The following is a 17,027-nucleotide window of genomic DNA, read 5'->3' on the forward strand; positions in this document are numbered from 1 at the left end:
CATATAAACCGGCAATCATTTCGGTATCCTCGTCGTTAGCGCCTGGGCAACACTTTTTAATGTTTCCCATTTTTTGCAGAAACAGAACCTTACCTGCCGGTTGCCTTTCACTTTGTCGGCATAAAATGAGGAACCCGGCACAGTAGCAACCCCTGTAAGTTCAATCAGTTTCCGGCTAAAAGCCGTATCGTCGGTCAGCCCAAGCCGCATCATAATTGCGCTGGCGTCGGCAAGCACATAGTAAGCGCCCTGGGGATATTCACATTGAAATCCCGCTTCCCGTAACGCCTCCAGTATAAAGTCACGGGCTTCTCCATAATGGTTTTTCAACCCCTCATAATAGCCGGGATCAAAGGTCATTGCCTCGGCGGCGGCATGCTGAAAGGGCGTAGGCGCGCCGACAGTAAAGAAATCATGCACTTTACGGATGCGCTGAGTAATGGTTGGCGCGGCAATCGCCCAGCCAACCCGCCAGCCGGTAACCGAATAAGTTTTGGAGATGGAGTTTATCGTCACCGTCCTCGCCGCCATATCCGGCAGCGAGGCAATTGATATATGCTCGGCGCAATCATAAAGAATGTGTTCATAGATTTCATCCGCAACAACATAGGTATCCCACTTGATGCACAGACCGGAAATTTCTTCCAGTTCCCGCTTGCTAAAAACCTTGCCGGTTGGATTATTGGGGGTATTGATAATAATGGCCTTGGTCTTTTTATTAAAGGCAGCAGCCAGTTCTGTGGATGAATAGTGCCAATCCGGCCCATACAGCGTTACATAGCGGGGTGTGGCGCCTGACAGAATGGAATCCGGACCATAGTTTTCATAAAACGGTTCAAAAATAATAATTTCATCACCCGGGTTAATCAGCGCCTTCAGTGTGGCAATCATTGCCTCTGTGGCCCCGCAGGTCACAGTGATGTCGGTCTTGGGATCGCATTGGATATGATTATATTGGGCAACCTTGCGACTGATCGCTTCCCTTAGTTCAGGCTCGCCAAAGGTAACCGGATACTGGTTAAAACCTGCCCGGATATTACGAATGGCCGCTTCCTGAATGGCTTTCGGACTTTCAAAATCCGGGAAACCCTGAGACAGGTTATAGCCGCCGACTTCGTCACAGATGCGGGTCATTTCCCGGATGACTGACTCGGAAAAGGTTTCGGTGATTTGGGATAGTTTTCTCATAGTTATCCTCCGTGCTTTACGTATTGGTATTCGCGGCTTTCCACGCTTCCTCCCGGATAAGCCCCATAACTTCTTTCTTAATGCCCATAAATTCATCGGTAAGTTTTAAGTCAAAAGTACGCTCATCCGGCAGAGTAACGTCAATTTTTGCCTTAATCCGCCCCGGCCGGGCCGTCATAACATAAATGGTATCGCCGAGAAAAACGGCCTCATCAACATCATGAGTCACAAAAAGAATGGTTTTATGCGACTCGTCCCAAACATTTAGCAATAGCTCCTGCATAACCGTCCGCGTCTGGGCATCAAGTGCGCCGAACGGCTCATCCATTAACAGTACTTCAGGATCATTGGCCAAGGCGCGGGCAATGGCTACCCGTTGTTTCATACCGCCTGACAAATCACGGGGAAAAAAGCCCTCAAAGCCTTTAAGGCCGATTTTTTCAATATAGTGATCGGAAACCGCTTTACGCTCCACCTTGGTTTTACCGGCAACATCAAGGCCAAATTCAATATTTTCCCGCACTGTCAACCAGGGAAACAGCGTATAGGTCTGAAATACCATTCCCCGGTCACTTCCCGGGCCGGTTATTTCCTGTCCGTCCAGGAGTACCCGGCCCGAGCTGGGTGCTTCCAGGCCGGCGACAATTTTTAAAATTGTGGATTTACCGCAGCCTGACGGCCCCAGAATGGTGACAAACTCACTGGGCTTAACAGTAAAACTGGCTTCTGCCAGGGCGGTAACCTGACGCTTTTTGCCTGTAAATATTTTGCTTACGCCGTCAATAATTACTTTGTCTTGTGCCATTTCTGTCATAATTACCGGCCTCCTTTACCCATCCAAGGGAACATCCGGCCATATAGCCATTTGAACACCATGTCGATGATAATGCCAATAACACCGATTACAATAATACCAACAATAATATTGCCTGTTTTCAAAAACCGCTGAGCCTGCATGATCATAAATCCCAAGCCTGAACCGGCAGCCACAATCTCCGCCACCACCAGATAGGTCCACGCCCAGCCGAAGGCAATTCGCAGTGTATCCACAATGCCGGGCATACTGGCCGGTAAAATAACCCTTCGGAAAACGCCCCAGCGGGAAACCCCTAACGTGTAGGCCGTATCGATCAAGTCATGCGCTACATTCTTGGTAACATCCATAATCATCAGCGCCAGCGGGAAAAAAGTACCGAAGAAAATAACCGCAATTTTTTCACTCTCGCCGATTCCCAGCCACAAGATAAACAACGGAATAAAAGCCGAAGCCGGCATATAGCGGATAAAGCTGAGCACCGGTTCGGTTAAGGCCTCACAGATTTTCAGACTGCCCATCATGATGCCTAAGGGTACGGCAATAACCGCGGCCAATAAAAAGCCCACCGTTACCCTGAATACACTGGCCCCGATGTCACTCATTAAATCGAATTGGGTAAACAAGAGAACCCCGTCTTTGACCACCTTATCCGGTGACGGCAAAAACATGGGGGGAACTGCGTCGCTATAAGTAAGCGCCGACCATACAGCAGCCAATAGGGCAAAGGTCAATGCGCTTAAAGCAACATATAAAGGTGTGGCAATTTCTGCTTTGGGTGTCAACAGTTTGCATTTGACCATTTTACCATCCTCCTCAATTCGGAAAAGGCCGCGTAGAAGCGTTGACGCCTCTAGCGCGGCCTTATAACCTTCGCTAGTATCTACTTAACCTTGGTAATAAAAGTATCATCAATGTATTTGCTCAAATCAGGTGCTTGCGATAACAATTTCAGTTTCACATAAAATTCACCAGCCCGTTTACCGACATCATAAATAGCACCAGGTTTTTCTTTGCTACCATAGAACTCCAGATTTTCTTTCAAGCCATAAAACTTAACAGTTTGAATATCGGCTGCCACTTCTTCCGGCTTCATCTTAAAAGCATCCGCCAGAATCTTATTGGTCTCCTCAGGGTTTTTATTCATATAATCGGTGGCTTCCGCCAGCGCCGCCACGACAGCCTGCACGGTCTCCGGATTATTTTTTACCATATCTTCACGAAAAGCCAATACGTCAGCAATCAGGCCGGGTGTATCTTTGGTCGTAGCCAGTACGGTTTCACCGGCCGCTTTGGCTTTGCCCAGATGCGGCTCCCAGGTAACCGCAGCATCCACCTTACCGGCCATAAATGCCGAGGCCGCTTCGCTGGCTTTCATGTCAACAGCCTTAATATCGTTGTCAGTCAAGCCGTTTTTCTCAAGTAAAGTAGACAATAAGAAGTGAGAAGCCGAACCACGATGGAACGCTACCTCTTTGCCTTTTAAATCAGCAATTTTCTCAATGCCCTTGCTCTTTTTAACAATCAGACCGTCGGCACCATTGGAAGAATCAAAGGCCCAGACAAATTTCATGGGCACACCCTCACCGGCAGCCGAAACCGATACGTCAAGCGAGGCCGCCATAGCCTGAATTTTTCCAGCCACCAACGCCTGTTTCCGGTCACCGACCCCCTCAATGGCTTGCAGTTCTACATCCACGCCTTTATTTTTAAACATGCCTTTCTCCTTGGCGACGAACAGGGATCCATAGCCCGTCCAGGGAGTATAGGCAATAACAACCGGCTTTTTCTCCGCAGATTGTGACGCTGACTTTTCTGCAGGTTTGTTACCGCCGCAGCCGGCAATAACCATTGCCAGCATAGCCGCCATAAGCAGCATAGATACCAGTTTTTTCTTCACAAAAATCCCTCCACCACACACATTACTAGACCTTTAAGCAAATCTGTTATTACATATTCGAGCTTTTTCCCTTTTATCCTTTTTCTTGCTAAAGAAAAACATAAAAAAACTTTTTCCTGCATTGACGCAGGAAAAAGTACATTTAAAAAGAACAAATCAGTTTATAGTCCAAAATGACAGGACAATTATCCTGTCACCCAAATTTTATTTAAGAGTATGCGCCGCTGACTTCACATTGTTTATGCTCATTACTGCTTATCATAATATAAGCGCCTGCCAACATGAGTGCAATCCCGATAATTGTGTGCATTGTAGGACTTTCCCGCAAAATCAGGAAACAGAAAAGCGGTGCAAGCGCTGGTTTTATAAAGAAAACAATCGACGCTGTAGAAGCGGAACTCTTCTCCATGGCCTTAAAGTAAAAGAGAAAGCCCAAGCCGGTTACAACAATACCCAGATAAAGCAAAGCAGCAATATTGTCCGCGTTAATTCCGGCCAGAATCGGAATATCGACTACTATTTGGGGGATATTTCCCTGCTGATAGGAAGCAAGCAAAGGGAGATGGGAAAGCAGCATCAACACCAGTAAAATTAGATCACCTGTCAGAAATGAGAAACAATTACTCACTACACTGCCATAGCGTTCTACTCGCATTTTGCTGACAACACTATAGAGGGCAAAAGTTATGGCCGACAAAATCGCTAACAAAATACCCTTACTATCGGCATGTGTTCCAAAAGGATTGAGAATGAACAACACCCCTAGCAAACTAACGGCGAGTGATAGCATAACTTTTTTGTCGATCTTTTCATTCAGCAAAAAATAGGCAATCGGGGTTGTAAAGGTCGGATTGGCACTAAAGATAATCGCCACCGTCGAAGCCAGCGTATACAAAATCGCCGATTGAAAAAGCGACATGCTGATAACAACACACAGAAAACCGGTTAGTAAAAAATACAGCCAATCATTAACAGTTAGCTTAAGATTTTTTCTTCTTATTACCTGAATAGATCCCGGCAGTAAAATTGCCCCACCGATTAAGAAGCGAATAAAATTCAATTGAAAAGGATTAATATCAGCCGCTATCGTTTTGCCGGCTATCTCCATCGTGCTGAAAATAACAGCGGCAAGTATAATATACAAATATGCCTTTTTCATGGTAACCATTTCCTTATTAAATTAATATAATTGCCTATTAGCCTGAAACTCACTTTGACACAGCGCCTTACTGTCAAGTATGATTATAGCAAAGCACAAAGCATAGTTAAAATATTTATTAAGACTACTTTTCATTCGATATTCGAATGTTTAAATTAAGGAGTCGCCAAATGGAAATTCGTCAATTAAAATACTTTCTTGCCATTGCCGAAGCCGGCCAGATTACCAAGGCAGCCGCCCGGCTGCATATTACCCAGCCGCCCTTAAGCCAGCAAATGATTCTGCTGGAAAAAGAATTGGGTGTACAGTTGATCGAAAGAACGAAAAAACATATCACGCTAACCGAATCAGGCTATATTTTACAGAATCGAGCCGAGCAGATCCTTGAACTGATTCATACCACGATGGATGAAATCCGGGAAGCGGCCAATGGCATCAGCGGCAAACTGACAATCGGTACAATCACTTCTTCCGGTAGATCGCTCATTCCTGAATTTATTCAGAAATTCCATCAGACTTATCCCAAAATTTCCTTTGATGTACGCTTGGGAGACTCGCGCCGGATTTTGGAGTTATTAAATGCCGGTGTTATTGAAATCGGCTTAGTCCGCCTGCCTATTGATATCTCACTCTATAACTATATATCCCTGCCGCAGGAGAACATGGTGATAGTCGCCTTGCCTGACGCTATTAAATCCGAAGATAAAGAGACGTTATCTTTTGATAAAATCAAAAACTATCCTTTATTAATTCACCGTCGCTATGAAACCATAATTTCGGATTACTGCAGTCAGGCCGGCTTTGAACCCAATGTGCTTTGTACCAGTGATGATACGACTTCCTTGCTGATTTGGGCTAAATTGGGGCTGGGGATCGCGATTGTGCCGGAAACGACCGTCAACCTTCTCCAGGACTCGCCGCTGCTAGTCCAAAAACCAACCAGTCCCGCCATCGTAACAGTTGCCGCCGTCATCTGGCTAAAAAAACACACCTTGTCTACAGCGGCAGCCCATTTTCTCGAAATGTTCAAAGAAACCAACGCCGGTCTTTGATCGCAAACGTTAAAGCCGCGGGCCCGATTGTAAAAGGCCTGCGGCTTTAATCCTGGTAACATTATTCCTGATATCGGGGCAATGCAAATCCATGACCGGCACAAAGCCTATCCCGCTCGGCGCGTTTGATGTCCTCCGCAATCATGATACTGACAAGTTCCTGAAATGACATTTGTGGCTGCCAGCTAATATCTATGCCGATATTCCGGAATGCAGTCTCCACAAATTCCCGCACAGAATGTGCTTCCCCGGAGGCTACTACATAATCATCCGGTTTTTCCTGCTGCAGCATTAGCCACGTGGCCCGTACATAATCACCGGCAAATCCCCAGTCCCTGAGTGCATTTAAATTGCCTAATACTATATCTTATTGTATTCAGCCACAGGTGAAAAGTGAAAAGTACGAACTCCGCTTTTACTAACACCCTGTCCAGTAAATTTTTATTGGACTCTATATAAACAAGTTATGTCCTCTAGCTATTAATGTTAAAACTGCTGACGTTGTCAGCAGTTTTTTCAGTGCCATGAGCCAGCCGCCACTGGCCCCGGCCCATGTATAAGTAAATTTTACCCTTTTCTACATCTAGATGCTGCAGGAATCTTCGCCAATACAAGCAAATAGCAAGATAATTATGATAATCACTATACACCAACTGTTACCGCGTCCGCCACTACCGCAACCTCCGAACCCAAAGCCCATGTAATCCCCCCCTTTCATTTTTTGTGCTATGTTTATTAACCATTGTATCTTATGCGGTAACACATGATTTAGCTACTGTTGTATTTTCACATTAGTACGATCCACTTCTTGCACTTTTTTGCCAGAACAAACATATTATGATATCAGCACAAGCAATACGCTGGAGGGGGATGCCCACTATGACCGTAACAAACCCAACCCCCAAAGTTACTGTCATTACTGCCGTATATAACTCAGTTCCCTATCTTGCAGCCTGTTTGGACAGCCTGCTAAAACAAACCTTTACCGATTTCGAAGTTCTTATTGTTGACGACGGATCTGTTGATGGCAGTGACAGAATCTACAATCAATACGCTTCCCATGATAACCGTATCCGTGTACTACATTTTAATAATAACCACGGTATTGGGTATTGCCGTGCGGCCTCACTCCGCAAAGCGCACGGTGAATATATCGCGGTTTTGGATGCCGACAATATTGCCGCACCGCATCGGCTGGAGAGACAGGTAGCCTGGCTAAATGAACACCAGAGTACGGTTTTGTTAGCCAGCTATTTCGGCATCATCAACCACTATGGCAATCTCATTGGCGCTGAAGAGTTGGCTCTGAATCAGCTAGAACTTCGCTGGCGACTCATTTTTGGTAATTGTCTTGAGCATTCTACCGTAATGTTTCGCAAACAAGCCGCACTCGCCTGCGGCGGCTATGACCCAGCTATCCGCCTCGGGGAAGACATGGATTTCTATTCCCGTCTTATCTGTCACGGCTCTGCGGAAATGATTCCCGAAAAATTATCACTTTGGCGTTCTCGTCATCAATGCCTGGCTCAGTTAGATTCACTAAATCATAATAATACTAATTATGCTCAATTGGTAAGCCATGCAATCAGACGACATCTGGGCCTGGAAGTTTCGCTTGAGGTAGCAAGTGCCCTTTTTAACCATGGGTATTTACCTGCACAAAACTTGTCCGTATTTACTGACGCGGTGAAACTAACGCTATTGGCCTTAGAACTCTTTAGAGAAAGCCCTTACTTTGCACCGGAATACAGTAATGACCTAGGACGGTGTACCTTTACTCAGCTAATGGAGTTACAGCAACGCAATAAGAATCAACCCTGGTGGCCCCAAGCATTCGATTTATGGGAGCGAGCTTTACAATATTTAACCCATACGAAATATAACTGGTTAGAGGATCGGGAATTAGTTTGGCAGGAACAATGGTTAAGCCAAAAAGATTTGGCGGCAGCCCTTTAAGCTGCTCTATATAGGACTGAGTTGACGGAGTGATCATTTCTGTAACCCATTGGTATTGGCTTTGAGTAAATATCATCTTGAAGAGTATAACCGGATCAACTGGTGGACGGGCATTATTATCCCACACACTTAAGATATTGTTGCGGGAACTTTGCAAATGAAATCGTTTGCCATTATACTAACAGGGTTAATTTTACTGATATAGAATAATCAAGGCCCGGACTTTTCGAAGTCCGGGCCTTGATTATATACAAAAAAAATAACTGCCGCACTCATTTCTTGGCGCGGCAGTCTTTTACGCGTTACTCTTCGTAACTTTGGGCATAAGCCACTTGCAGTGACTCATCAGGAAGTTCCTTTTCCCACCGGGCGACAACAACGGAAGCCACACAGTTGCCACAAACATTACAGGCGGTACGGGCCATATCAAGTACCCGGTCTACACCGAGGATGATGGCGACTCCTTCCACAGGCAGGCCAAAAGCAGCCGCCGTACCGGCAATAACAATCAGTGAAGCTCCAGGTACTGCCGCGATACCCTTCGTAGACAGCATCAGCGTAATCAGCATGATAATTTGTGTCTCCAGCGGGAAGGGAATACCATAGACTTGGGAAATAAACACAACAGCCAGAGCACTGTATAACGTAGAGCCATCCAGATTAAAGGTATAACCCAAAGGCAATACAAAGGTTACGATATGCTTTGGTACACCAAATTTCTCCAACTTTTCCATAGCAATTGGCAAAGCAGCTTCACTGGCGGCAGTCGAAAATGCCAGGATAAGTGGCTCTTTTAGTGCCCGCAGAACATGGAAAAAGTTAACCCGCACAACAAGCGAAGCCCCCACAAGAACAATGGCGAGAAAGAGAATTAAAGCAAGATATAGCGAAAGAATCAGTTTGCCTAATGGCAGTAGCATTCCTAATCCATAGGTACCAACGGTATAGGCAATCGATCCAAAAATACCGATAGGTGCCAGCATCATAACATAATGAGTAAACTTAAACATAATTTCCGCTACGCTAATGGCAAGGTCAATAACCGGACGCCCTTTGCTGCCGATCGCAGCAGCGGCTACGCCAAAGAAAACAGAGAAAGTGATGATTTGCAGCATATCCTGGCGGGCCATTGCATCAACCACGTTGGTCGGAACAAGATTAATGATCATCGCCATATGGTCGATAGTTTTCTTAGCCGCATCGGCAGCAGCACCGCCGGCTCCGCCGCTAATTGTCACACCCACACCGGGCTGCAGAACGTTTACCACAAATAAGCCGACGATCAGCGCAAACGTTGTAGCAATCTCAAACCAGATAATCGATTTGGCACCAAGGCGACCCAGTTTTTTAAAGTCACCGGTACCGGCAATTCCCATAATTAATGAGCTAAATACCAAAGGAACAACAATCATTTTGATCATACGGATAAATACATCACCGACAGGCTTGAGTGCTTTCCCGTATTCAGGGAATAAATAGCCAAAAATAATACCTAAAATAAGTCCCAGAAAAATCTGGGTGGAAAGCCCGATCCCTTTTTTCGGCTTAATTGTACTTTGTGACATACTTGTTACCTCCTTCTTGCGTTCTTATATTGAGCAATCTTTCTGAATATAATGTAAATGACTCTCTATAAAAAACTACAAAAAAAGACGTAAAATCTCATTTCCGGTAAACAAGTATACAAAATCCAAAATCTTGTAAGCGAGGATTTTTACATAGTCGCTAAAAATAATAGTCCCTCGAGAAATTTTTTAATATTGATTTTACCGTGATAAGAGCTTTTTCCCTGAATAGCCGCCATTTCCTGGCGAATTTCCTTAAAATCGAACAAGGCGCCGCTATACATTTCGAATTTGTCGTTGTGATAGTCGTCAATCCCCATATTGGCTACGTTCTGCAGCGCTTTGGTAATAGTGCGGCGCACCCGCTGCTCAATGGTTTTGACATCAAGTTCTGTCGATAAGGATAATTCCTGATACAGTTCGTGCAGTTGATAGGCCTGGTCCTGTTCATTCTGCAAGCGCTCGTCAACTAACTGTACCAACTGGTGAATGTTTTTGGCCCCAGCCTCGCCGATGATGCCCAGCTCCGAAAATATCCGGTTGATCCGGTTGCGTTTCGCATTGTCGTCCTGTTCGGCAGGCAAAGAACTGGGACTCACATAGCGGGCGGTTGTTTGCGAAATTAGCGACATGACCTCCCGGAGGCGCCGGCTTTCTTCCACTTTGCGAATAACCGATGTAATTTCCAATACATTGATTGGCTTATGGATATAGAAATCAATTCCGGTTTGATACGCTTTCGTAATCATTGGCTGGCTGGTACTTTCAGAAATCATAATAAAGGACGTTTCCAGCCCGCTCTCCTTAAGCTTTTTAATCAGCTCCACGCCATCCTGCCCTGGCAGCAACAAATCAATGAGCGCCACATCCGGCGCATATTCGGTAATAATGGCTTCAGCTTTTAGCCCGTCGCCGCATTCGGCCACAATTGTCCCTAATTTATATTTGTCAATAATGTTGCCGACAATTTTTCGGACACTTACATCGTCTTCAATAATGACAAACCGCATTTTTGCTCCCCCTATACCTTACAGCCAAGATTTATATACAACGTGCTAAGATTTTTGCAGGCGGGTGGTGTGTTGGCAAATACCAACTATTCCATTTTTCTCAGATTGGTTAACGGTAAAGACACGGTAAAAATGGTTTTACCCGGTTTGGACGTAACTATAATCTGTCCACCAAGAGACTCTGTCAAATGTTTCACATGACTTAGCCCGAGGCCGGTAGACATTTGCCCGGTTACTTCCGAAAATTTGGTTGAATAACCAGGAGCAAAAATCAATTCGGTTTCTGCGGGAGGGATTCCCGGACCATTGTCGGCAACAACCAGGACTAATCTGCCGCTATTCCACTGTCCGGTTACCGCAATAACGCCTGCCGCCTGGATAGCCTCAACGGCATTGGTAATCAGGTTGTTCAAGATGGAAACAATAGCGTAATATTGGTCGGTAACCAGTTCGCCCCGATAGTCGAAGGTAATGGTTACAGGCTTGTCCAAGCCGTTAATATACCGTCTGGTATTTTGTTCGACAATCTGAAAAAACTCGGACAAAGGCAACCCCTCTTCACAAACGGCGATATCCAGTATCTCTTCAATTCCCCGGGTCACACGGTAATAATCTTTTTTAACCTCGTGAATATCACGGGCAATCGCCAGAGCTCTGGCTGCCGGCGAATCGGCCTTGGCTAATTCACCGGGATAAGCGGCATTAAGACTCTGGTACAGTGTATAACCCTTCTCCATAACTAACTCAATATCATTAGAGGACTTTTTCAAGTAAAATAGCTCCGCCTTCAGCTTGGCAATAATAAAGATCAATTCCGCATAGCGGGCAGCATGATCCTCGGCTAAAACAAAGTCGCGATAGCGTTTTAACGAGTAATAGCCAATCACTGTTAATAGGGAACGGCCAACACCTACGGCCACTATTTCCGTAAATATAGTCTCCAGGGTGCGGCCAACTACCTCCCGCCGGATGATCAGTTCCACACAATTGCTGGCAATATCACAAAGACTTAAAAGCAGGATGAGCGCCGGAATATTGCCGGTATAATTGCGCACCTTCAGCAATCTGAACAACAGGCCGTATCCGAGGTAATAGCCGAAAGCCGGCAAGTTATGCATAAAGGCGCTTAGCAGACTCTCATCGACAAACGGATATTTCAGCGTTGTGCGCAGCAAAAGCGTGAGGGCGCCGGATAAAACCGCAATGCGCAAAGCCGGCAGGCGCTGAAAATATAGTAACAGGGTAGCTAAAACAACCACACCTAGTGTAAAACGGAAATAGTCGTCAAAAGGATACGTAAAAATTAACCCGGTTATACTCACCAATAAAATGACATGAGGGATCATAAGATCGGATACCCGCCCAGCCTATTCTGGCAGATATTGATAAAAGCAGCCAGCACTCTCGCCGTCCCCCCCAAATGACATAAATTCATAGCACTACCCCTGCTCTATTAAAGTTCTATTTTCCCCTCTAATCCGGGAGTAATTACTTTTTTTCCGTCTGTCGTAATAAAGATGGCCTCCGTCCCCGGATACTGTTTCAATAACTGCATTCCCTTTTCAATTCCCAGTACAAACATGGCCGTACTTAGTATATCCACATTGTTATCCGCTTTCGCGACAATGGTAATGCTGGCAATCTCCCGCGGCTGATAGCCGGTGTGCGGGTCAATAATATGTGAATACCGGACGCCGTCTTTCATAAAAAATCGCTGATAATCGCCTGATGTCTCCAGCACATCCCAATCAGTCATTGACAGCTTGGCCGCAATTCCTTCAGAATCACGCGGGTCCTGCACACCAATGCGCCAGGGCTGGCCGTCCGGGCGTTTACCGATAACCCGAACATCGCCGCCGGCATTAACCAAAGCAGATTTAATCCCCTTAGCCTTTAAGACGTCAATTGCCTTACGGTTGGCATACGCTTTGGCTACTGCCCCCAGATCAATGCGCATACCCGCTTTCGGCAAAAATACCGTATTGTCGGTGTCATTGATCTCAACCAGTCGGTAATCAACCAAAGGCAGCAGCGCCTTAATGTCGGCATCGCTAGGTATAAATTCCCCCTTATGCCCTACTCCCCATAGCTCGGTGAGCGCGCCAACAGTAACATCAAGCGCCCCGTTTAGTTGCTCCGACCGGCTGCGAGCCATTTTAAGCATGGCAATGACATCTGAATCGACTTGCACTTTTTCTTTGCCAGCTGCCTGATTAATCTTTGAAATCTGACTATTCTCATCAAACCGGTTTGTCAAGTTATTAATCCGTTCAAACTCGGCAAAGGCGGCCTTAACGGCAGATTCGGAATTATTGCCATATGCCGTTATTTCAATAATGGTATCCATCATAAACTGTGTTTCTTTATACGGTTTGGCGGCAAATAGGTATTCCATTGAGCAGCCTGCTTGCATAATAAGCAAACAAATAAGTAATGCACTTGTCATTACGCGACCTAAAGTGTTCATAAATGGCAACAGCCTCCGGCACATAATATATACTATCGCTTAATACCACTATTCATTATATCATTGAATTGCGCAACAGGAAGTACCTTGCTAAAACATCCTATAAAAATTTAAAATTATTTACCAACTTTGCAGGAATAGCAAAAATTATAGCGAATGATTCTTAAATATATGAAAATATTCACAAGATAGTGTATCATGAAGATACATGGTTCTGAAGAACCGGTGAATTTTCTCAGACAATTTTACACCGATGAACAAGGCTACGAAAGTCTTCCTGTCAGCAATGACCAGGGTTTCTTTGTAGTCTTTTTTTATCCAGTTAACCGGTAATTTGTCTGGATAACGCCTGTATACCTCTTTCATTAGTCTTAAAAATTAAGGAGTGGTTACATCATGCATATGGCAGACGCACTTATCTCCCCGGCTGTCGGCGGGGCAATGTGGGCGGTGACGGCCGGTATCGCCGTCTATTCCGCCAAAAAGGTACAGAAAGATATTGACGATCGTAAAATCCCACTGATGGGAGTGTTAGGAGCCTTTGTTTTTGCTGCCCAAATGATTAATTTTACCATCCCGGGAACAGGCTCCAGCGGCCACATCTGCGGCGGGCTCTTGCTCGCTATCTTGTTGGGACCGCAAGCTGCTCTTTTAACAATTGCTTCTATTTTAACAATTCAAGCCTTATTTTTTGCCGATGGCGGTATTCTGGCTCTTGGCGCCAACATCTTTAACATGGGCCTTTTAGCCTGCTTCATTGGCTATCCGCTTATTTATAAACCATTAACCGGCAAAAAACCTTCACAAGGACGTATTCTCATCGGCTCGGTGCTAGCGTCCGTAATTGGCTTGCAGTTAGGGGCTTTTAGTGTTGTACTGGAAACTCTTTTTTCCGGAATTTCCGAACTGCCGTTCAGTACCTTCGTTCTCTTAATGCAGCCTATTCATTTGGCAATCGGTTTTGTCGAAGGTCTAATTACTGCCGCTATAATCCTGTTTATTAAAAAAGAATCGCCTGAAATTTTGCAGAAGGCTGCTAGCGGACAACCCTTCGGCAATCTTTCTATTAAAGGCATTTTTGTTACCATGCTTATTGCCACCGTTCTTACCGGCGGCGCACTAAGCTGGTTTGCTTCCGCCAATCCTGACGGTCTTGAATGGTCTATCGCCGGAATTACCGGCAAGGGTGAATTAGAATCTTCGGAGGGGGAAGGAATTCATAGCTTCTTTGCCGAACTACAGGAAAAAACCGCATTTTTGCCTGACTATAACTTTAAGCAACCGGAAAAAGAAAAACCGGCAGCAGCAACCGAAGCCAACGCTGCTGAAGAAAAAGAAGCCTGGCCGACCGTTGACGGCGGGACGTCTTTTGCCGGTATCCTGGGATCGTTGTTGACATTAGTTCTTGCCTATACGATTGGCAAGGGCCTGCGTCGTTTCGCCAAGGGGTAAAGCCTTAATCCATTTTAAAGAGGGTTGATTATGCTAAAGATTGAAGCCAACTGGATAGACTTACGTTATCTTGACGCGCTTGCCAGCCAAAATACTTTTATCCATCGTCTCAACCCTTGCGTCAAATTACTTGCTACCCTGGTCTTTATCCTTGCCGTTACTTCCTTCCCCAAGTATGAAATTACCGGTTTGTTTCCCTTTTTCCTCTTTCCGGCGGTCCTGCTTGCTGCCGGGAATCTCCCCACAGCCCCGATATTGAAGCGGTTGCTGCTGGTCGCCCCCTTTGTCCTGTTTATTGGCATATTTAATCCGCTTTTTGATCATACGCCGGTTACGAAAATTGGTTCGGTTATGGTTACCGGCGGCTGGGTTTCGTTTTTTTCTATCACGATTCGCTTATGCCTGACAATTACCTCGGCTTTGATTTTAGTGGCTACGACTGGGATCGATGCTATTGGATCGGCATTATTAAAACTTGGCGTACCCAAAATTATTGTTGTTCAATTGCTGTTTATGTACCGCTATCTGCATGTGTTAGTAGAGGAATTTGTCCGGTCGGCGACCGCCTACAGCTTACGTTCCTTTCACGGCGACGGCATTCGCTTTCGGGCGTGGGGTTCCCTGCTGGGACAGTTGTTAATCCGCTCAATTGACCGGGCCAACCGCATCTATCAGTCCATGCTGTGCCGTGGCTTTGACGGTGAGGTGCGGTTGCTGCGCGCCAGCACCTTTACTTCTGCCGATGCGGGCTATTTTGCCTTCTGGCTGGTTTTTTTCGTGCTGATCCGCCTGTTTGATATACCGGAATTGCTAGGCAAACTACTCATGGGGGTCTACAAATGAGCCATCATATTGTTGAACTAAAAGATGTCACCTATACCTATCCTGATCATACAGAAGCTTTGCGCGGCCTGTCTGTACGTATTACCCATGGAGAATCAGTGGCCATTGTCGGCGCCAACGGATCAGGTAAAACCACCCTGCTGTCCCACCTGATCGGCGTACTCTTCCCGACCAGCGGCTCCATCAATATTGGCGGTTATCCGGTGGCCAAAAAAACTCTTCCCTATGTACGCCGCGCGGTAGGCATGGTATTTCAAAATTCAGATGATCAGTTATTTATGCCTACCGTTTATGACGATGTTGCTTTCGGCCCCCTCAATCTGGGATTTCCGCCGGAAGAAGTAGACGCCCGGGTAACAGCAGCTCTCACCACAGTCGGGGCACTCCCTCTCAAAGACCGCGCTCCTTACCGGCTGTCAGGCGGTCAAAAACGTTCGGTTGCCATTGCCGCCGTTCTCGCGATGGACCCCTCCATTCTCGTCATGGATGAGCCTACCGCCGGCCTTGACCCCCTGGCGCGCCGGCAACTCATTAATTTGCTGAAAACCTTTGAACATACAAAAATTATTGCCACCCACGATCTGGATCTTGTGCTAGATCTGTGTGCCCGTACGGTCGTATTAAGCGTCGGCACCATCATCGCCGACGGTCCGACACTGGAGATTTTCAGCAATGAGGAACTCTTACAGAAAGCTCATTTAGAAAAACCCTTCCGCATGCAGGGTTGTCCGATTTGTCATCCGCAAAACGGCAATGAGTAAACTATATACAACGTGCTAAAGATTTGTGCAGGCGGGTGGTGTGTTGGCAAAAGCGCAAGTCAAACGCCAGTGGTGAAGCGTTGTCAATGCACAGCCCGCCTGCGCCGGCAGTATTCTTTAATGCGAAATATATATGTAAGGCTATATTATTTTCAGCTAATGTGAAAAAACCCCATCTCATAGTTCCGGTAAACCGAAATTAGGAGATGGGGTTTTGTAGTGTATACTCGACACGACCAGTGGCAGACCCCGAATTTACCATTCATTCTGTCATTGATCGGCTATGTATACTTTATTCATGTATTTATTATAGCATCTGTGTATACAAAAATCAATCTGATTTTTAAGTCTGCAATAAATATAGAACTTCCAATAACACCCTGTCAGGAGAAAATCCTTATTGAATTTCTATACATTATGATGATGGATCAGTTATTTGTCGGACAGGTTTTTCCAGTGCATAGATGTCTTCCAACTTTTGCGTAATAAAATAATGAGCATCTTTAATTGCCTGATTATAAATATAAGGGCCTATATTTTCCAAAAAGAAATCTAATAACAGCATGGCTGCCAAATCGGAAACCATTTCCTCCTTTTCAGTCAGGAAATAGCTTTTTATTTGTTCTACTGCTGCTTTTCGCTGTTCCTGAGTTAGCTCGATCCCTCTGCTTTTAACCATAATAACACCCCTTTGATTTTCGGACTTAGAATTAATTTTTAAGCAACGTCCGGATAAGTGCACTTGCGGCTGCAGCCGTTTGGCCATCCTTATCCAACAAAGGATTCAATTCAACAAACTCTGCCGATGTTATGATGTTATGCTGCGCCAACAGGCTCATTGCCTCAAGGTTATTCTTCAT

General features: G+C 45.6%; 16 protein-coding genes and 1 pseudogene. 5 read left to right on the plus strand and 12 right to left on the minus strand.

Annotation, left to right across the window (positions count from 1 at the left end; all coding sequences use genetic code 11):
- Positions 1–15: 15 nt before the first annotated feature.
- The 5 genes from BLR65_RS17710 to BLR65_RS17730 form a co-directional block, all read right to left on the minus strand.
- The gene (locus BLR65_RS17710) at positions 16–1,188 is read right to left on the minus strand and encodes a pyridoxal phosphate-dependent aminotransferase (RefSeq protein ID WP_093795515.1); all 1,173 of its coding nucleotides are present in this window, start codon (positions 1,186–1,188) and stop codon (positions 16–18) included.
- A 16-nt stretch (positions 1,189–1,204) separates the two neighbouring features.
- Positions 1,205–2,002 (minus strand): ABC transporter ATP-binding protein, encoded by a 798-nt coding sequence (locus BLR65_RS17715; RefSeq protein WP_281241551.1) that lies wholly within the window; start codon positions 2,000–2,002, stop codon positions 1,205–1,207.
- Between the two features lie 2 nt (positions 2,003–2,004).
- Positions 2,005–2,805: an ABC transporter permease gene (locus BLR65_RS17720; RefSeq protein WP_093795516.1), complete on the minus strand. Its 801-nt coding sequence runs from the start codon at positions 2,803–2,805 to the stop codon at positions 2,005–2,007.
- 80 nt (positions 2,806–2,885) lie between these two features.
- Positions 2,886–3,902 (minus strand): ABC transporter substrate-binding protein, encoded by a 1,017-nt coding sequence (locus tag BLR65_RS17725; protein ID WP_093795517.1) that lies wholly within the window; start codon positions 3,900–3,902, stop codon positions 2,886–2,888.
- Positions 3,903–4,110: 208 nt separating this feature from the next.
- Positions 4,111–5,061 (minus strand): DMT family transporter, encoded by a 951-nt coding sequence (locus BLR65_RS17730; protein WP_093795518.1) that lies wholly within the window; start codon positions 5,059–5,061, stop codon positions 4,111–4,113.
- A 170-nt stretch (positions 5,062–5,231) separates the two neighbouring features.
- Between BLR65_RS17730 and BLR65_RS17735 the strand changes: the two genes are divergently transcribed.
- Positions 5,232–6,113: a LysR family transcriptional regulator gene (locus BLR65_RS17735; RefSeq protein WP_093795519.1), complete on the plus strand. Its 882-nt coding sequence runs from the start codon at positions 5,232–5,234 to the stop codon at positions 6,111–6,113.
- Between the two features lie 61 nt (positions 6,114–6,174).
- On the opposite strand, the pseudogene BLR65_RS17740 reads toward BLR65_RS17735, so the two are convergent.
- A pseudogene (locus BLR65_RS17740) lies at positions 6,175–6,471 on the minus strand (GDP-mannose 4,6-dehydratase); the annotation flags it as partial.
- 521 nt (positions 6,472–6,992) lie between these two features.
- Between BLR65_RS17740 and BLR65_RS17745 the strand changes: the two are divergent.
- A complete protein-coding gene (locus BLR65_RS17745) occupies positions 6,993–8,069 on the plus strand; it encodes a glycosyltransferase family 2 protein (RefSeq protein WP_169716747.1) in 1,077 nt (358 codons plus the stop codon).
- Positions 8,070–8,371: 302 nt separating this feature from the next.
- On the opposite strand, the gene BLR65_RS17750 is transcribed toward BLR65_RS17745, so the two are convergent.
- From BLR65_RS17750 to BLR65_RS17765, 4 genes are all read right to left on the minus strand, one after another.
- Complete coding sequence (locus BLR65_RS17750) at positions 8,372–9,634, minus strand: dicarboxylate/amino acid:cation symporter (RefSeq protein WP_093795522.1); 1,263 nt, start codon at positions 9,632–9,634, stop codon at positions 8,372–8,374.
- Positions 9,635–9,783: 149 nt separating this feature from the next.
- Positions 9,784–10,644 (minus strand): response regulator, encoded by an 861-nt coding sequence (locus tag BLR65_RS17755; protein ID WP_093795523.1) that lies wholly within the window; start codon positions 10,642–10,644, stop codon positions 9,784–9,786.
- A gap of 86 nt (positions 10,645–10,730) precedes the next feature.
- Positions 10,731–11,990 (minus strand): sensor histidine kinase, encoded by a 1,260-nt coding sequence (locus tag BLR65_RS17760; RefSeq protein WP_093795524.1) that lies wholly within the window; start codon positions 11,988–11,990, stop codon positions 10,731–10,733.
- Between the two features lie 107 nt (positions 11,991–12,097).
- Positions 12,098–13,111: an FAD:protein FMN transferase gene (locus tag BLR65_RS17765; RefSeq protein ID WP_245692875.1), complete on the minus strand. Its 1,014-nt coding sequence runs from the start codon at positions 13,109–13,111 to the stop codon at positions 12,098–12,100.
- A 396-nt stretch (positions 13,112–13,507) separates the two neighbouring features.
- Here BLR65_RS17765 and BLR65_RS17770 point away from each other — a divergent pair, with 396 nt between their 5' ends.
- From BLR65_RS17770 to BLR65_RS17780, 3 genes are read left to right on the plus strand one after another with little or no spacing between them, the layout of a single operon-like run.
- A complete protein-coding gene (locus BLR65_RS17770; RefSeq protein ID WP_093795525.1) occupies positions 13,508–14,563 on the plus strand; it encodes an energy-coupling factor ABC transporter permease in 1,056 nt (351 codons plus the stop codon).
- 30 nt (positions 14,564–14,593) lie between these two features.
- A complete protein-coding gene (gene cbiQ, locus BLR65_RS17775) occupies positions 14,594–15,406 on the plus strand; it encodes a cobalt ECF transporter T component CbiQ (protein ID WP_093795526.1) in 813 nt (270 codons plus the stop codon).
- A complete protein-coding gene (locus tag BLR65_RS17780; RefSeq protein ID WP_093795527.1) occupies positions 15,403–16,167 on the plus strand; it encodes an energy-coupling factor ABC transporter ATP-binding protein in 765 nt (254 codons plus the stop codon). The genes cbiQ and BLR65_RS17780 overlap by 4 nt, the downstream gene beginning before the upstream one ends.
- Positions 16,168–16,582: 415 nt before the next feature.
- On the opposite strand, the gene BLR65_RS17785 is transcribed toward BLR65_RS17780, so the two are convergent.
- Together BLR65_RS17785 and BLR65_RS29140 are read right to left on the minus strand one after the other, a co-directional pair.
- Complete coding sequence (locus BLR65_RS17785; protein WP_093795528.1) at positions 16,583–16,846, minus strand: DUF2164 domain-containing protein; 264 nt, start codon at positions 16,844–16,846, stop codon at positions 16,583–16,585.
- Between the two features lie 31 nt (positions 16,847–16,877).
- Positions 16,878–17,027 carry an arginase family protein gene (locus BLR65_RS29140; protein ID WP_176772761.1) on the minus strand — a complete coding sequence of 50 codons (150 nt, stop codon included), beginning with the start codon at positions 17,025–17,027 and terminating at the stop codon, positions 16,878–16,880.

The sequence above is a fragment of the Sporomusa acidovorans genome, assembly GCF_900101845.1.
Lineage (GTDB): Bacteria > Bacillota > Negativicutes > Sporomusales > Sporomusaceae > Sporomusa > Sporomusa acidovorans.